At 74.0% G+C, this 14,916-nt stretch carries 11 protein-coding genes; 8 read left to right on the forward strand and 3 right to left on the reverse strand.

Annotation, left to right across the window (positions count from 1 at the left end; all coding sequences use genetic code 11):
- The first annotated feature begins 369 nt into the window (after window positions 1–369).
- Window positions 370–2,145 carry a M4 family metallopeptidase gene (locus ACGFS9_RS27845; RefSeq protein ID WP_393256966.1) on the forward strand — a complete coding sequence of 592 codons (1,776 nt, stop codon included), beginning with the start codon at window positions 370–372 and terminating at the stop codon, window positions 2,143–2,145.
- Between the two features lie 103 nt (window positions 2,146–2,248).
- Here the strand turns inward: ACGFS9_RS27845 and ACGFS9_RS27850 are convergent, their stop codons facing one another.
- Both ACGFS9_RS27850 and ACGFS9_RS27855 read right to left on the reverse strand, forming a co-directional pair.
- Window positions 2,249–2,926: an AIM24 family protein gene (locus ACGFS9_RS27850; RefSeq protein WP_393256967.1), complete on the reverse strand. Its 678-nt coding sequence runs from the start codon at window positions 2,924–2,926 to the stop codon at window positions 2,249–2,251.
- 126 nt (window positions 2,927–3,052) lie between these two features.
- Window positions 3,053–3,616 (reverse strand): NAD(P)H-dependent oxidoreductase, encoded by a 564-nt coding sequence (locus ACGFS9_RS27855; protein WP_393256968.1) that lies wholly within the window; start codon window positions 3,614–3,616, stop codon window positions 3,053–3,055.
- Between the two features lie 136 nt (window positions 3,617–3,752).
- On the opposite strand from ACGFS9_RS27855, the gene ACGFS9_RS27860 reads away from it, so the two are divergent.
- Window positions 3,753–4,424, forward strand: a complete 672-nt coding sequence (locus ACGFS9_RS27860; protein WP_393256969.1) for a TetR/AcrR family transcriptional regulator — start codon at window positions 3,753–3,755, stop codon at window positions 4,422–4,424.
- Window positions 4,425–4,511: 87 nt separating this feature from the next.
- Here ACGFS9_RS27860 and ACGFS9_RS27865 read toward each other — a convergent pair whose 3' ends face one another.
- Window positions 4,512–5,675, reverse strand: a complete 1,164-nt coding sequence (locus ACGFS9_RS27865) for a glycoside hydrolase family 64 protein (RefSeq protein ID WP_393256993.1) — start codon at window positions 5,673–5,675, stop codon at window positions 4,512–4,514.
- 241 nt (window positions 5,676–5,916) lie between these two features.
- Here ACGFS9_RS27865 and ACGFS9_RS27870 point away from each other — a divergent pair, with 241 nt between their 5' ends.
- The 6 genes from ACGFS9_RS27870 (at window position 5,917) to ACGFS9_RS27895 (ending at window position 14,891) form a co-directional block, all read left to right on the forward strand.
- Entirely contained in the window at window positions 5,917–6,531 is a 615-nt protein-coding gene (locus ACGFS9_RS27870; protein WP_393256970.1) for a GMC family oxidoreductase, read from the forward strand.
- A 127-nt stretch (window positions 6,532–6,658) separates the two neighbouring features.
- Window positions 6,659–7,282, forward strand: a complete 624-nt coding sequence (locus ACGFS9_RS27875; RefSeq protein WP_393256971.1) for a hypothetical protein — start codon at window positions 6,659–6,661, stop codon at window positions 7,280–7,282.
- A gap of 703 nt (window positions 7,283–7,985) precedes the next feature.
- Complete coding sequence (locus ACGFS9_RS27880) at window positions 7,986–9,080, forward strand: DUF1996 domain-containing protein (RefSeq protein ID WP_393256972.1); 1,095 nt, start codon at window positions 7,986–7,988, stop codon at window positions 9,078–9,080.
- A gap of 97 nt (window positions 9,081–9,177) precedes the next feature.
- Window positions 9,178–10,929: a discoidin domain-containing protein gene (locus tag ACGFS9_RS27885; protein WP_393256973.1), complete on the forward strand. Its 1,752-nt coding sequence runs from the start codon at window positions 9,178–9,180 to the stop codon at window positions 10,927–10,929.
- A gap of 48 nt (window positions 10,930–10,977) precedes the next feature.
- A complete protein-coding gene (locus ACGFS9_RS27890) occupies window positions 10,978–13,788 on the forward strand; it encodes a glycoside hydrolase family 3 C-terminal domain-containing protein (protein WP_393256974.1) in 2,811 nt (936 codons plus the stop codon).
- Between the two features lie 62 nt (window positions 13,789–13,850).
- Window positions 13,851–14,891, forward strand: coding sequence for a LacI family DNA-binding transcriptional regulator (locus ACGFS9_RS27895; protein WP_393256975.1), 1,041 nt, complete (start codon window positions 13,851–13,853; stop codon window positions 14,889–14,891).
- Window positions 14,892–14,916 lie beyond the last annotated feature (25 nt).

Consider the following 14,916-nt stretch of genomic DNA (forward strand, 5'->3'; position numbering starts at 1 on the left):
CTCCGATCGAACGGCGCCCCGCCCCACCACGCTCCGCCGAGGGGGCCGGCACCGCGGGCGGTACGCGCCGGAGGGGGCGTTCCGCATGCCCCGAGCGCATCCGCCCCGTCCGGCCTCCGAACCGCCGGCGCCGCCGTCGGCCGGGCCGCTCCGCCCGGTCCGGCCGACGCGTGCGATGTGTGTCACATCCGCCTGTCCGCCGGGGAGTTGAGGCAACCGCGGGGTGGGCGTCCGCCTCTGTCCGGTCGACGCGCCGCCCGGTCTCCGGAGCGGTCGGCGCGCCGGGGCCTCGACGGCCCCCGCGGCGCCGGACGGCGCCGTGCCGACGGGCGGCCGGCGACTCCGGCCGCCCCGCAGAAGAGAGAGCCGATGCGGAGACCCCCCATACGCAGCGTGGCGATCGCCGTCGCCGTGACGACGGCCGCCACGCTCGCCGGACCGGCCGTCGAGGCCGCGCCCGAGGCACCCGCCCGCACGTCGTCCGCCTCCGACTCGCCCGTGACGGCGGCGGAGGCCGCCGCCTTCGCGCACGCCGCGGCCACGGGTGTGGCCGCGGGCGACACCCTGCGGGCCACGGACGTGATGGCGGACCCCGACGGGAAGCGGCACGTCCGGTTCGTTCGCGCCCACCGGGGTCTGCCGGTCCTCGGCGGTGATCTGGTGGTGCACCTCGACGCGCGGTCGCGGTACCTGGGAGTGACCCGCGCCGCCGGCCACGTCGTCGCTCCGGCGACGGTCACGGCGGTACTGACGCCTGGTCAGGCGCGGCGCCGGGCGGCCCATGCGGCCCGGGGGGAGGCGGGTGCGGCCACCCTCGTCGTGGACGCCCGGGCGGGAGCCACCGCACTCGCCTACCGGGTGAGCGTGACAGGCAGCGGCACCACCGAGGCCGGAGGGTCGCGCACGGTGGTGGTCGACGCGCGCGACGGCCGCATCCGCAGCAGCGTGCCGGACAACGACGAGTTCATCTCGCCCGCGCTGGCCCGCACCCTGCGCGAGCGCGGCACCGCCGCCACCCCGCCGGCCGGGCTCGCCGACGGCGGGGCCGCGCGGACGCGTGCGGCGCGTGCGGGCCGTTACCCGGTGAAGGCGACCGGCAGCGGAGCCTCCCTGTTCGCGGGCAAGGTGACCCTGACGACCACCCGGACCGCGCGCTCCCGCTACCTCCTGAAGGACCCGACCCGGTGGAACACCGAGACCCGGGACGCCGGGGGCCGGGAGCTGGAATCCTTCGCCCGCGGGCGGAAGCTCACCGACAAGAACAACAAGTGGGGCACCGGCACCACGGCCTCCCGGTCCAGTGCCGCGGTCGACGCGCAGTACGGCATCACCAAGACCCTGGACTTCTACCGGTCGGCCTTCGGTCGCAGGGGCATACGGAACAACGGTGCCGGCGCCCGCGGGATGGTCCACTTCGGGCGGAAGGTGGGCAACGCGTTCTGGGACTCGACGTGCGGCTGCATGCTCTACGGCGACGGCGACGGCCGGTACTTCAAGAAGCCGCTCGTCGTCCTCGACGTCACCGGACACGAACTGACCCACGGAGTGGTCGACGCGACCGCCGCGCTCGAACCGACCCGGGTGGACGACGAGGGCAACCAGTACGGTGAGGCGGGTTCGCTCAACGAGTCGCTCGCCGACATCTTCGGCTCGAACGTCGAGTTCGCGGCGAAGAACCCCCGGAACCCGCCCAACTACCTGGTGGGGGAGAAGCTGGGCCTGGCGCAGAAGTTCCTGCGGCGTCTGGACCGCCCCTCCCTCGACGTGCTGGAGGAGGCGGTCGACTACTGGTCGCCCGCTTCCTACGACACCGAGGTGCACGCGGGTTCGGGCGTCTCCTCGCACGCGTACTACCTGCTCGCCGAGGGCAGCGGACGCAAGAGGATCGGCACGGTCACCTACGACTCGCCGACCTACGACGGCGCGCGGGTGACCGGCATCGGCCGGACCAAGGCCAGTGCCGTCTTCTACCGGGCGCTCACCCGGTACATGGTCTCCACGACCGACTTCCACGACGCGCGGAAGGCCACGCTCAAGGCCGCCGCCGACCTGTACGGGGCCGGCGGCACCGAGTACAAGGCGGTGGGCCGGGCCTGGGCGGCGGTGAACGTCACCGCCGCGAACACCCCGGCACGCAGGCGCTGAGGCGGCCGGAGGGGGCGCCGCGCCCGCGGCGCCCCCCTTCCCCGCGCCGCGCCTTCTCCGGCGCGGCCCCCGGCGGGCTCCCGGCCCGCACGGCAGGCGCCGGTCAGTGCTGCTGCGGCTTCTGCGGGGTCACCTCGCTCGGCCGCACCACGACGTACCCCTCGCCCTCCAGCCGCAGTTGGACCACCTCGCCCGACCCTCCGCGGATCATCGAGCCGATGGACTGCGAGCGGTGCAGCGTGGTCCGCAGCTGGGCGGTCCAGCCGACGACGGCGTCCGTGTCGACGAACACCGGCTGGTGCGGGGTGACGGGTATGACCAGAGGGCTGCCCTCGCAGATCAGGCCCAGCGCCCCGTGACCGGTGAAGACGCTGTTGAACAGACCGCCGCCGGTGATGCCCGCGCCCTTCACCGTCTTGATGTCGTACGTGAGGGTGGCGTCGAAACACAGCACGTTGCGGCCGTTGACCGTGAAGACGTCGCCGGGCTCGATCTGCACGAGGAAGCAGTTCTGCGCCTCGTGCGCGAACCATGCCTCGCCCTGCCCGCGGACGGCCATCAGCGGAAGGCCCTCGCCGGTCATCGCCCGCTTGAGCATGCCGCCGACGCCCTGGCCCTTGCGCTCGAACCGGAGGTCGCCCCGGTAGGCGACCATCGCGCCCTGGCGCGCGAACATCTCGCCCTGGACGGCGTACTTGATGGACTTGGAGTTCTCCAGCGTCATGCCGGGCGCCGCGGCGGGCCGCACCATGTGGTCGCTGGAAAAGAGATCGCTCTTCATGCGGGCATCCTGTCGCGGAGCCCACAGCTCCGCCAGGGTCCCGGCGATCTTGAGCCACCGGGTGGCCGGACCGTGACACCCGACGGGCCGGCCCGGGGCAACCGGACCGGCCCGCACCGGAGTTGCTCAGGCGACCGCGGCCGCTCCGACGTGGCCGTGCAGCCGGCTCACGACCTCGGTGATCTGCGCCGCGACCTCCGCGTCGTCGGCCGGGTGGGTCTCGGCGAAGCGGACCACCGAGCCGGGGACGGAGAGCTTGACGTCCTCCAGGACGGTGGCACCGGCGATGCCGACGGCCTTGCGGGCCTCGTCCTGCGCCCACACGCCGCCGAACTGGCCGTAGGCGGTGCCGACCACGACGGCGGGCTTGCCGGTGAAGGCGCCGGCCCCGTAGGGGCGCGACAGCCAGTCGATGGCGTTCTTCAGGACGGCGGGGATGGTGCCGTTGTACTCGGGGGAGAAGAGCAGGAAGGCGTCGGCCGCACCGGCAGCCGCGCGCAGCCGGGCCGCGGCGGCGGGGACGTCGCCCTCGACGTCGATGTCCTCGTTGTAGAAGGGGATCTCGGCGAGGCCCTCGAACAGCTCGACCTCCGCGCCCTTGGGGGCGAGCCGGACGGCCGCCTCGGCGAGCTGACGGTTGTGGGAACCGGCGCGCAGACTGCCGACGAGCGCGAGGATGCGAACGGACATGGATATCTCCCGACACTGGAAACACTGAAAGATCACTGAAACACTGCCGCAACAAAACGGACCGAGGTCCGCTTATAGGTGTACCACCGAAGCGGACCGCAGTCCAGTTGTCCCCGGTCGGCGTTACGCTGGCTCCATGCCCTCTGCACTACCGCCGTTCCCGCAGCTGCCGGAACCGTCCGGCGAGCCCGTCCTGATGGAGCTGCGCGCTCCCGGCGCCGCCCCGCTGCGCGCCGACGCGGCCCGCAACCGCGCGCGCCTGCTGGAGGCCGCGGCCCTGCTCGTCGAGCGGGAGGGGGTGGAGCGGCTCACCATGGACGGCGTCGCGGCCGCCGCGGCGGTGGGCAAGGGGACCGTCTTCCGCCGCTTCGGCGATCGCACCGGCCTGCTCATGGCGCTGCTCGACCACACCGAGCAGCGCTTCCAGGCCGCCTTCATGACCGGGCCTGCGCCGCTGGGGCCCGGAGCCGGCCCGGTGGAGCGACTGCACGCCTTCGGCCGCCGCGCGCTGCGAGAGACCTCCGACCGGCTGGACCTGTACCTCGCCGCCGAGCCCGACGCGGCGCGCCGCTTCACCTCCGCGCCGTACCGGGTGCGCCTCACCCACGTGAGCGTGCTGCTGCGCCAGGCGCGCCCCGAAGCCGACGTCGACCTGCTCGCCCGCACCCTCATGGGCTATCTCGATCCGGCGCTCGTCGGCCACCTGATCCGGCAGTGCGCCATGTCGCCGGACCGCCTGGAGGCGGGGTGGCGCGACCTGGTCGACCGCAGTGTCGCTCCGCCGCCCGCACGGCCGGCCGGCGCCTGACCGGAGCCCGCCGGCCCGCACCCTTGCCGTCACGTGGCGGCGGGGCGGGGACCGGACCAGGCCCCGCCCCGCCGCCGGACGGTCCGATCAGCTGAAGGGGTCGAGGGTCACGTACGCCTGCTGCGGGTTGCCGTCGTGGACGAGGGACTCGTGGTTGCCCACGTCGTCGAAGGCGAACGCGTACGCCTTGCCGTCGGCCATCCGCTCGTGGATCAGGCGGGCGTACTGGTTGGTCACCGCGTCCGCGTAGAAGCCGGCCGAGCCGGCGTCCGGCTGGTTGGGGTTGGTCAGCAGGGTCGACCGGTTGAAGCCCGCGCACAGCGTGCGCGAGATCGGCCCGCGGACCAGGTCGTTGGGCGCGTCGAGCTTCTTGTAGCAGCCGAAGATGCTGTCCGAGTCCGGCTTCTGGAAGCTGGTGACGACGGCGCCGGAGCCGTTCGTGAAGTTCATGACCCCGCCGGAGACCCGGCCGTAGTACTTGGTGTTCGGCTGGTCGCCGAACGGGGTCACCGTCAGGGTCGAGGAACTGTACTTCTGCCACACGCGATTGACGTAGTCGTCCATCACGCCGGCCGGAAGCGCGCCCGCCTCGATGCCGTGGCCGGGGGCGAGTGCCCGCAGGACCGTGCCGTCGGAACGGGTCTGGACGAGCCCGGCCCAGCCGCCCGGCCGGCTGCGCAGCGCGTCGAAGAAGCCCGTGTACCCGCCTGCCTTGAGGTGGCCGGTGCTCTTCGTCGATCCGTCGGCCGCCTTGACGCCGACGGCGTAGGGGGCGGAGAACATGTCCACCTGGGTGCTGTTGATCCACAGGCCGGAGTCGTTGAGCGTGTACTCGGACCAGTTGAACAGGATGTCGTGGTTGGGATCGCTCGGGTTCTGCACGGCCGGCTGCACGAGTCCGCCGGTCGTCACCCGGAAGTCCAGTTTCCGGCCGTACGAGAAGTACAGCCGCCCGGAGAACTTCGGCAGCCGGATCGTCTTGGTCTGGCCGTCGGCCGGACCCACGATCGACGCGTCGGGCGCCGGTGTGGGCGGATTGCCGCCCGCGGGCCAGGCGTGGAACGCGCCGCCCGCGTCGGCCCAGCCCTGCCGGCCCGACGAGAGCTGTGTGCCGAGGTCGTAGATGTAGACCGGGCCGCTGCGGCCCGAGTTGTTGGTGAACGTCAGGGGGACGGTCGCCGGGACCGCGGCCTGCGCGGGGGCGGGCGCGCCGAAGGCGAGCAGGGTCGTGGTGAGTGTGGCAGCGGCCAGGGTCCAGGTCGTCCAGCTGGATGTCGCGCGCACTCTCTGCCTCCTTGATGTGGGGGTTCAGCGAGGTGGATTTCCCGCGGACGCGGCTCGTCCGCTTCCATCTGAGAGCGCTCTCAGAATTGCGCGGAGCGACGTGCATGTCAACGATTCATCCAATGTTGGTCCGGTCCAACTCGCCTCATCGACAACCGAGTTCGATGGGACGGATGGCAACTGCCGATTCGGTGCGCGGTATTGACTCGTGCGCGCTCCATTGGTTCAGTGGCTCAGCCACTCGACCACTGCCCTGAGGGGGAACCGTGGAGGCACTGCGCCGGGCCTGAGCAGTTTCGTCCTGCCGGGCCTCGGCCGGGAACTCCGCCGCGAACTGGAGGGCTCCGGCCACCTGGCCACGCTCGGAGCCATGATCGCGGACCGTCCCTCGGGGCGGGTGGCGGGCCGCGGCCCGTTCCCGGTCCGCTACCGCCTCGACCCGCGCGACGGTGACCGGCTGATGACGGCCGTGCGCGCCATGGGACGCCTGCTGTTCGCCGCCGGCGCCGAGGAGGTCCTCACCGGCATCCCGGGCGCGCCCCGCGCCCGCTCGCTCGACGCGCTGGACGAACTCCTCGCCGGGACGGGGCCCCGCGCGCTGCGCCTGTCGGCGTTCCACCCCACCGGCAGCGTCGCGGCCGGTGCCGATCCCGCCCGCGCCCCCGCCGACCCCGAGGGGCGGCTGCGCGGCGTGCGCGGGGTGCTGGTCGGGGACGGCTCGCTGCTGCCGGGATGCCCCGAGGTCAACCCGCAGCTCAGCATCATGGCGGCGTCCCTGGCGGTCTCGCGGGCGTGGCTCGACCGCACGGAGCGGGAGGGCTGAGGGCGGCGCGCCACCCCAATGGGCCCGCGCGGTTCGCCGTCACCGCCGGCGGCGCGGAGCATGAGGGGGTCCGTACGAACGCACGTGGACGCGCCCCGTGCCCGGTCCGTCAGGAAGAGGCGACCCCATGAGCAGACGCCCAACGCCCGGCCCCGGCGGAGCGCGGCGCATCGCCGTCCTGCTGACCGTGATCGCCTGCGGCTCCGCTCTGGTCTCGTGCAGTTCGGGCGACGACAACGGCGGCGGTGCGGCCTCGGCCACGCCCACCCCGCCGAACGCGTCGAACTTCACGGGGACGCCGCCTTCCGCCATGGCCTCGGCCGCCTCCTCGATCATCGAGTCCGCGAGCGGCCGGGCGTCGTCCGCCGCCGCGTCCGCCTCGGCCCGCGCGTCGGAGTTCGCGGCCTCGGTCGACGCCGCCACCGAGCGCGCGGCCGCCGCCGCACGCAACGAGCTGAAGGGCGTCCAGGGGGCGGGCAACGCGACGGCCGACGTCAGCATGACCGGGCTGCCCACCGCGGAGACCGGCGGGCTGCGGGCCGTGGTCCTCACCATCACCAACACCACGGACCAGAAGGCGTCGTACGCCGTGCAGGTCGATTTCAAGGACCCCGACGGCAAGGTCGTGGAGACCCGGTACGCGGGCAAGGAGGACCTGGAACCGGGCAAGCGGGCGCAACCGGTCGTGGTCAGCCGAGAGCCCGCCGAGCCCCGGCTCACCCCGGTACTCGCCAAGGCCCAGCGCTACTGAGACCCGCGCGGCCCGTCCCCGGACGGACCGCGCGCAGCCGCGGGACCGCGGTCGCGGTGCATCGGGCGGTCCCGATGGTGCGGGCGGGGCGGCGCACAGGCGGGCTCACCGGCACGGCGGACGCCCGGGCGGACACGGGCGGGAGTCAGGCCGCCGCCCCGCCGGCGGCCATCGCCGCGAAGGCCGCCGGGCCGGGGGAGGGGCGGGGGGATTCCGGGGCGTTCCCGGGGCGTACTCGGGGGTGGACGAGCAAGGGGGGCCACCTTCCTGGTTCAGGAAGTGAAGGGTGGAGTGTTCGGGAGGAGATGCAGGGGAGCGCTCTCCAGCAGCGCCGCGGCATGTTTTTCATCCTCGTGAACGACGCGTCAAGACATGTGTCCCCGACCCGGGCGCTGGTGCCGCGCACCCGGCCCGACCGACAGGTCCCCGCCCCGGTCAGCGCCCCTTGTCGGGGTGAAGGGTGTACCGGGCGGTCGGGCCGGCGCGTTCACGAGGTGCCCCCGTCGCACACGATGAATTTCCGTCAGCTCTCTTGACGCCCCCGCGTCGCCGCCACAACACTCCTCGACGGGAGAGCGCTCTCCCAGTCTCTTCACCACCTGTGATGGACCGTCACGCGGACGGCTCGGGGCGGCACTCGGCGCATGCCGCCGCCCCGGCCGCCGGCCCCCACCGTCCCCCATCGACGTGGCAGGAGGTCTCCATGGCACGGAGATCGAGAATCGTCTCAGGAATACTCATGTCCAGCGCTCTGGTCCTCACCACGCTCGGCCTCGCCGGCGTGGCGGTCAGCGCCGATCCGACGTCAGGCGCCGGGGTTTCGGCGGCCGAGGTGTCCGCCGTGCACGCGGGGCACGCCATGGCCGCCTCGACGGCGGCCTCGCCCGAGGACCCGGACGGCGACGGCTACATCCCCGCGAATCCGCCGGTCACCGGAGTCGTCCCGTCGAAGGCGGAGCCGGCCCACCGGTACTTCCACGAGTTCCAGGCGAACTGCTCGGTGTCCCACACCCGGCCGGACGACCCGATCGTCTTCCCCGGCCAGCCGGGGAAGTCCCACAACCACACCTTCATGGGCAACACCACGACGGACGCGGCCAGCACCACCGCCTCGCTCGCCGCGGGCCCGACCACCTGCAAGGCCCCCGGCGACACGTCGGCCTACTGGATGCCGACCCTGTACAACGGCAGCACGCCCGTACTCCCGGTCGGCCCCCAGGTCATCTACTACAAGGCGGGCGTCACCGACTACACCAGCGTGCGCCCCTTCCCCAAGGGGCTGCGCTTCGTCGTCGGCAGCCCCATGCAGTCGGCCGCCGACTTCCGCAACCACCCCGGTTTCGTGGAGGGCTGGGAGTGCGGTGACAGCTTCTTCAACGTCGAATTCCCCGCCCAGTGCCCGAACAGGGCCGACGTCCAGCTCAACATCCGCTTCCAGGCGCCCAGTTGCTGGGACGGCAGGTATCTGGACACGCCCGACCACCAGAGCCACATGGCGTACCCGGTGGTCAACCCCGGCACCAACAACAATATCTGCCCGGACGATCACCCGGTCGCCCTGCCGATGATCGAGTTCAAGATGGCCTTCCCGGTCAACGGCGACATGTCCCAGGTACGGCTGGCGAGCGGCACCGGCCATTCCTTCCACTACGACTTCTTCAACGCGTGGGACGCACCGACGCTCAAGGCCCTGGTCGACCACTGCGTCGTCGGCGGACTCCAGTGCGACGCCCGCGGCTACGACCAGACCCACCCCGAAGCGGGCGCGGCGCTCGACGCGAACTACCGGCTGCCCTGACGCCCGCACCCCCGCCGGCCGGTACACGGCCCGGCCGGCGGGGGCCCGCCCCTCCCGGACTCCCGCTCCCCCCATCCCGCACACCGGACGGACACTCATGACCGCATCCCGTACCACCCGGCGCCGCCGCACGGCGCCGCTCGCCGCGGGCCTGCTCGCCGCCGGGGCCCTCGTCGCGCTGCCCTCCGCGCCCGCCCGGGCCGCCGGCAACGTCGTCAAGGTCACCGGCACGCAGGGCAACTGGCACCTGACCGTCAACGGAAGCCCGTACCAGATCAAGGGCCTCACCTGGGGGCCGTCCGTCAACGACGCCCCGCGCTACATGCCCGACCTGAAGTCGATGGGCGTCAACACCGTCCGCACCTGGGGCACCGACGCCTCCAGCAAGCCCCTCTTCGACGCCGCCGCCGCCCAGGGCATCAAGGTGATCGCCGGGTTCTGGCTGCAACCCGGCGGCGGCCCGGGCAGCGGCGGCTGCGTCGACTACGTGACGGACACGTCCTACAAGAACCAGGTCCTCACCGAGTTCCCGCAGTGGGCCGCCACCTACAAGGACAACCCCGGCGTCCTGATGTGGAACGTCGGCAACGAGTCCGTGCTCGGGCTCCAGAACTGCTACAGCGGCGACGAACTGGAGCGCCAGCGCACCGCGTACACCACGCTCGTCAACGACATCGCGAAGAAGATCCACGCCGTCGACCCCGACCACCCGGTGACCTCCACCGACGCCTGGACCGGCGCCTGGCCCTACTACAAGAGGAACGCCCCCGACCTCGACCTCTACGCGGTCAACGCCTACAACGCGGTCTGCGACGTCAGGTCGGCCTGGGAGCAGGGCGGCTACACCAAGCCGTACATCGTCACCGAGACCGGTCCCGCCGGGGAGTGGGAGGTGCCCGACGACGCCAACGGCGTCCCCGCCGAACCCGCCGACCGGGCCAAGGCCGACGGCTACACCCGGGCGTGGAACTGCGTCACCGGTCACCGGGGTGTCGCGCTCGGGGCCACGATGTTCCACTACGGCACCGAGTACGACTTCGGCGGCATCTGGTTCAACCTGCTCCCCGCGGGCGAGAAGCGGCTGTCGTACTACGCCGTGAAGAAGGCGTACGGCGCGGACACCTCGCACGACAACACCCCGCCGGTCGTCTCCGGTCTGACGGTCGAGGGCGACGCGGCCCGGGTGCCCGCAGGCGGCGCCCTCACCCTCGCGGTCCAGGCCGCCGACCCCGACGGCGACCCGATCGGCTACGAGGTGCAGGTCAACAGCAACTACATCGACCAGAGCAAGCAACTCGTCACGCTGCCCGCCACCGACCTCGGCGGCGGCCGGCTGCGGGTCACCGCACCGGACCGGCCCGGCGTCTGGAAGGTCTACGTCAAGGCCAAGGACGGCAAGGGCAACGTCGGTGTGGAGACCCGTTCGTTCCGGGTCGTCCCGCCCGTCCCGGCAGGGACCGACATCGCCCGCGGCAGGCCGGCCACCGCCTCCTCGTTCCAGACGGGCGGTGGGGACTGCCCCTGCACCGCCGCGGGCGCCGTCGACGGCGACCTCTCCACCCGCTGGGCCAGCGACTGGAGCGACCCCCAGTGGATCCGCGTCGACCTCGGCAGCCGCACCGCGTTCCGGCACGTGCAACTGGTCTGGGAGACCTCCTACGCCAAGGCCTACACCGTGCAGACCTCGGACGACGGGCAGAACTGGACGACCCTGCGCAGCGTCACCGACGGCAACGGCGGCGTCGACGACCTCGACGTCTCCGGGACCGGGCGCTACGTCCGGGTCAACGGGACCGCACGCGGGACCGGCTGGGGCTATTCGCTGTACGAGTTCGGCGTCTACAACTGAGTCGGACACCGATGGGAGAGCGCTCTCCCGGAAACGAGGCCGGATTCCATGGACACTGCGGACGCCGAGGCGGAGCGCGAACGGCTCCTCGGCAAACTGACCCTCCGCGAGAAGATCCGGCTGCTGACCGGCGCGACCACCTGGCGCACCCGGGGCGAACCCGCCCTCGGGCTGCGGGAGATGGTGCTGTCGGACGGTCCCGCCGGGGTCCGGGGCCAGTCGTGGGACGAGCGCGAGCCCTCCCTGCTGCTGCCCTCGGCCTCGGCCCTCGGGGCGATGTGGGACGACGGGCTCGTGGAGCGCCTCGGCGGCCTGCTCGCCGCCGAGGCGCGCCGCAAGGACGTCGACGTGGTCCTGGCGCCCACCCTCAACCTCCACCGCACCCCGCTGGCCGGCCGCCACTTCGAGTGCTTCTCCGAGGACCCCGAACTCACCGGCCGGACCGGAGCGGCCCTGATCCGGGGTATGCAGGCCCACGGGGTGGCCGCCACGGCCAAGCACTTCGTGGCCAACGACTCCGAGACCGACCGGCTGACCGTCGACGTCCGCGTCTCGCAGCGGGCCCTGCGCGAGGTGTACCTGGCTCCGTTCGAGGCCGCCGTCGCGGCCGGGGCGCGCGTGGTGATGGCCGGCTACAACGGCGTCAACGGCACCACCATGAGCGCCAGTCCGCTGTTGACCGACCCCCTCAAGGGGGAGTGGGGTTTCGACGGTGTGGTGGTCTCGGACTGGGGCGCGCTGCGCGAGAGCGACCCGGCCGCCCGGGCCGGCCTCGACCTCGCGATGCCCGGACCCGACAGTCCCTGGGAGGCGACGCTCGTCCGGGCCGTGGAGGAGGGGCGGGTCCCCGTCGCGGCCGTCGACGACAAGGTCCGCCGACTGCTCGGACTCGCCGCCTGGTGCGGAGCGCTGGGCGATCCGGCTGCCCCGGTCTTCGCCCCCGCCGCCGGCGGCGGGGGACCGGATACCGGCCCGGGCGGCGGCGGGAGGCCGGGCACCGGCCCGGGCGGCGGCGGGACGGCCGGTGTCACGCGGGCCGCCCGCGGTGCCGCCGAGGGGAGCGCCGGGCCGGGCCCGGCGGCGTCCGCGCCTCCGCCGTCCGGTCCGGAAGCGGGCGGGGAGGGCCCGGCGGGGGCGCCCGGCCCCGTGTCCCCCGGGCCCGGTGGCCGTGGCTCGGCCGTGGCAAGGTCCGTGGTCCCCTGCCCTGCCGGCGAGCCCGCAGGCCACGGGGCCGGCGGGGAGCGCCCGCGGGCGGGAACCGCCGCCTCGCCTCCCGGACGGGCGCGGGCCGGAGACGACGGCGGGGCGGCCGGGCCGGACGAGCGGGCCCTGCTGCGCCGGGCCGTCGCCGCGGGCGCCGTCCTGCTCCAGAACCGCTACGTCCTGCCGCTCGACCCCGGCCGGCTGCGCACCGTCGCCGTGATCGGGGCGCACGCCGCGCAGCCCCGCACGCAGGGCGGCGGCAGCGCCGGCGTCTTTCCGTGCGGGGTGGTCACCGTGCTGGACGGCATCCGGTCCGCCCTGGGCGACCGCACCCGGGTCGTCCACGTACCGGGCCCGTCGACCGGTGCCCCGCCCCGGCCGCTGGGCCCGGACCTGTGCACCGACCCCGACACCGGCGTCCCCGGAGTGCGGCTCCGCGTCCTGGACGCATCGGGTGCCGCGCTGCACTCCGAACACCGTGACAGCGGACGCCAGTTGGAGCCACCGCTGGTCCCGGGCGCGCACACCGTCGAGATCGGCGCCCTGCTGCTGCCGGGCAGCACCGGCCACTGGACGCTCGGCGTCGGCGGATTCGGCCGCATCACCCTCCGCGTGGACGAACGCGTCGTCCAGGACGGGGAGTTCGCCCGCGAGACGGACGACCCCGCGGTCGTGCACGTGAATCCGCCGGTGCACCGCGTGCGCGTCCCGCTCACCGCCGGGCGACCCGTCCGGGTGACCGCCCGCCGCGAACTCGCCGCCGGCACCGGCCGGGCCACCGTCGCGACGGCCGCCCCGCCCCGCCCCGACGACCGGACGGCCCTGGCCGAGGCCGGGCGGGCCGCGCGGCACGCCGACGCCGCGATCGTCGTCGTCGGCACCACCGAGCACGGCGAGTCCGAGGGCCGCGACCGGACGCACCTCGGCCTCGGCGGCCGCCAGGACGACCTGGTCCGGGCCGTCACCGCCGCCAACCCGCACACCGTGGTCGTCGTGAACAGCGGAGGCCCCGTGGAGATGCCCTGGCGCGCCCAGGCCGGTGCCGTCCTGCTGGCCTGGTTCCCGGGCCAGGAAGGCGGGGCGGGTCTCGCCGACGTGCTGTTCGGGCGCGCCGAGCCGGGCGGCCGGCTGCCCACCACGTGGCCGGCCGCGCTCGCCGACGCCCCGGTCGCCCGCACCGGCCCCGCAGGGGGCCGCCTCGACTACGACGAGGGCCTGCACATCGGCTACCGCGCCTGGGCGCGGCACCACCGCACGCCCGCCTACTGGTTCGGCCACGGACTCGGCTACACGACGTGGGCCTACGAGGCGCTCGACGTCCCCGGCGATCTCGCGGCCGGGGAGCCCTTCACCGTCCGGGTCGCCCTGCGCAACACCGGTGGGCGGCCCGGACGCGAGGTCGTCCAGGTGTACCTCGCCGCGCCCCCCGGACCGCCGGACCGCCCGGAGCGCTGGCTCGCCGGGCACACGGCCGTGTACGCCGCGCCCGGCGAGCGGGTGACCGCCCGGGTGGCGGTCCCCGCCCGCGCGCTGCGCCACTGGGCGACGGAGGAGCAGGCGTGGCGGACCCGGCCGGGGCCCTACCGGGTCCTGGCCGGCCGCTCCGCCGGTTCGCTGCCGCTGACGGCCGTCACCCTGCTCCGGGCGGCCGGCTGACCTCCCCGCGGTCGCGGAGAGCGCTCTATCCCGGGACCCGGCCGGGCGGTTAGGGTGCCGCCATGAGCAGACAGGCTCCCACGCTGGAGGATGTCGCGCGGGAGGCCGGAGTCTCCCGCGCGACCGTTTCCCGGGTCATCAACGGCGTCCGCAACGTCGACCCCGGGATACAGGAAGTGGTGCGCCGGGCCATCGAGCGGACCGGCTACGCCCCGAACCGGGCCGCCAGATCGCTGGTGACCCGCCGCAGCCAGACCGTCGCCCTGATCGTGTCCGGGGCGGGAGACACCCCGGGGGAGGAGCAGAACGCCTTCGCGGCCAGGATCTTCGCGGACCCCTTCTTCGGACGGGTCGTCAGCGGTGTGGTGGGCTACCTGCGCCCCAGGTCCATGCACCCGCTGCTGATGTTCGCGGAGTCCGCCGAGACCCGGGCGCAGGTACTGGACGACCTGCGCCAGGGGAGCGCCGACGGGGCGCTCGTCGTCTCCACGCACGCCGACGACCCGCTCCCGGCGCTGCTGGCCGGCGCGGGGCTGCCGGCCGTCCTCTTCGCCCGCCCCTCCCGGCCCGTGCCGCTGAGTTACGTCGACCTCGCCCACCGGGACGGGGCGCGTCTGGCCGCCGAACACCTGCTGAACCGCGGCTGCCGGCGGATCGCGACCGTGACCGGTCCGCTCGCGGTCGCGGCGAGCCAGGACCGGCTGGCCGGGTTCCGCGACACGATGGCCCGCAGGGGACATCCGTATGTTCCGGTCGTCGAGGGCGGTTTCACGCTGGACAGCGGCATGGCCGCGATGTCCGGCCTGCTGTCCGAACACCCGGACGTGGACGGGGTGTTCGCGGCGAACGACCTCATGGCGCAGGGCGTGTGCCAGGTGCTGCGGGAGCAGGGCAGACGCGTGCCGGACGACGTCGCGGTGGTGGGTTTCGACGACTCCAGCGTGGCGGTGACCTGCCGGCCCGCGCTGACCACCGTGCGGCAGCCGGTGGAGGAGATGGCCGCGGCCATGGCCGGGCTCCTCGACGAGCACATCCGCGGGGTGCGCACCGAGCCCACCTCGTTGATCTTCGACCCGGAGCTCGTCGTCCGGGCGTCGGCCTGAGGGCCGCCGCGCACGGCACCGCGCA

The organism is Streptomyces sp. NPDC048566 (genome assembly GCF_043199735.1).
Taxonomy (GTDB): domain Bacteria; phylum Actinomycetota; class Actinomycetes; order Streptomycetales; family Streptomycetaceae; genus Streptomyces.

Excerpts from the sequence above, each read along its gene's own strand:
- ACGFS9_RS27845 (WP_393256966.1), top strand. The coding sequence starts at position 370 with ATGCGGAGACCCCCCATACGCAGCGTGGCGATCGCCGTCGCCGTGACG.
- ACGFS9_RS27850 (WP_393256967.1), bottom strand. The coding sequence starts at position 2,926 with ATGAAGAGCGATCTCTTTTCCAGCGACCACATGGTGCGGCCCGCCGCG.
- ACGFS9_RS27855 (WP_393256968.1), bottom strand. The coding sequence starts at position 3,616 with ATGTCCGTTCGCATCCTCGCGCTCGTCGGCAGTCTGCGCGCCGGTTCC.
- ACGFS9_RS27860 (WP_393256969.1), top strand. The coding sequence starts at position 3,753 with ATGCCCTCTGCACTACCGCCGTTCCCGCAGCTGCCGGAACCGTCCGGC.
- ACGFS9_RS27875 (WP_393256971.1), top strand. The coding sequence starts at position 6,659 with ATGAGCAGACGCCCAACGCCCGGCCCCGGCGGAGCGCGGCGCATCGCC.
- ACGFS9_RS27880 (WP_393256972.1), top strand. The coding sequence starts at position 7,986 with ATGGCACGGAGATCGAGAATCGTCTCAGGAATACTCATGTCCAGCGCT.
- ACGFS9_RS27885 (WP_393256973.1), top strand. The coding sequence starts at position 9,178 with ATGACCGCATCCCGTACCACCCGGCGCCGCCGCACGGCGCCGCTCGCC.
- ACGFS9_RS27890 (WP_393256974.1), top strand. The coding sequence starts at position 10,978 with ATGGACACTGCGGACGCCGAGGCGGAGCGCGAACGGCTCCTCGGCAAA.
- ACGFS9_RS27895 (WP_393256975.1), top strand. The coding sequence starts at position 13,851 with ATGAGCAGACAGGCTCCCACGCTGGAGGATGTCGCGCGGGAGGCCGGA.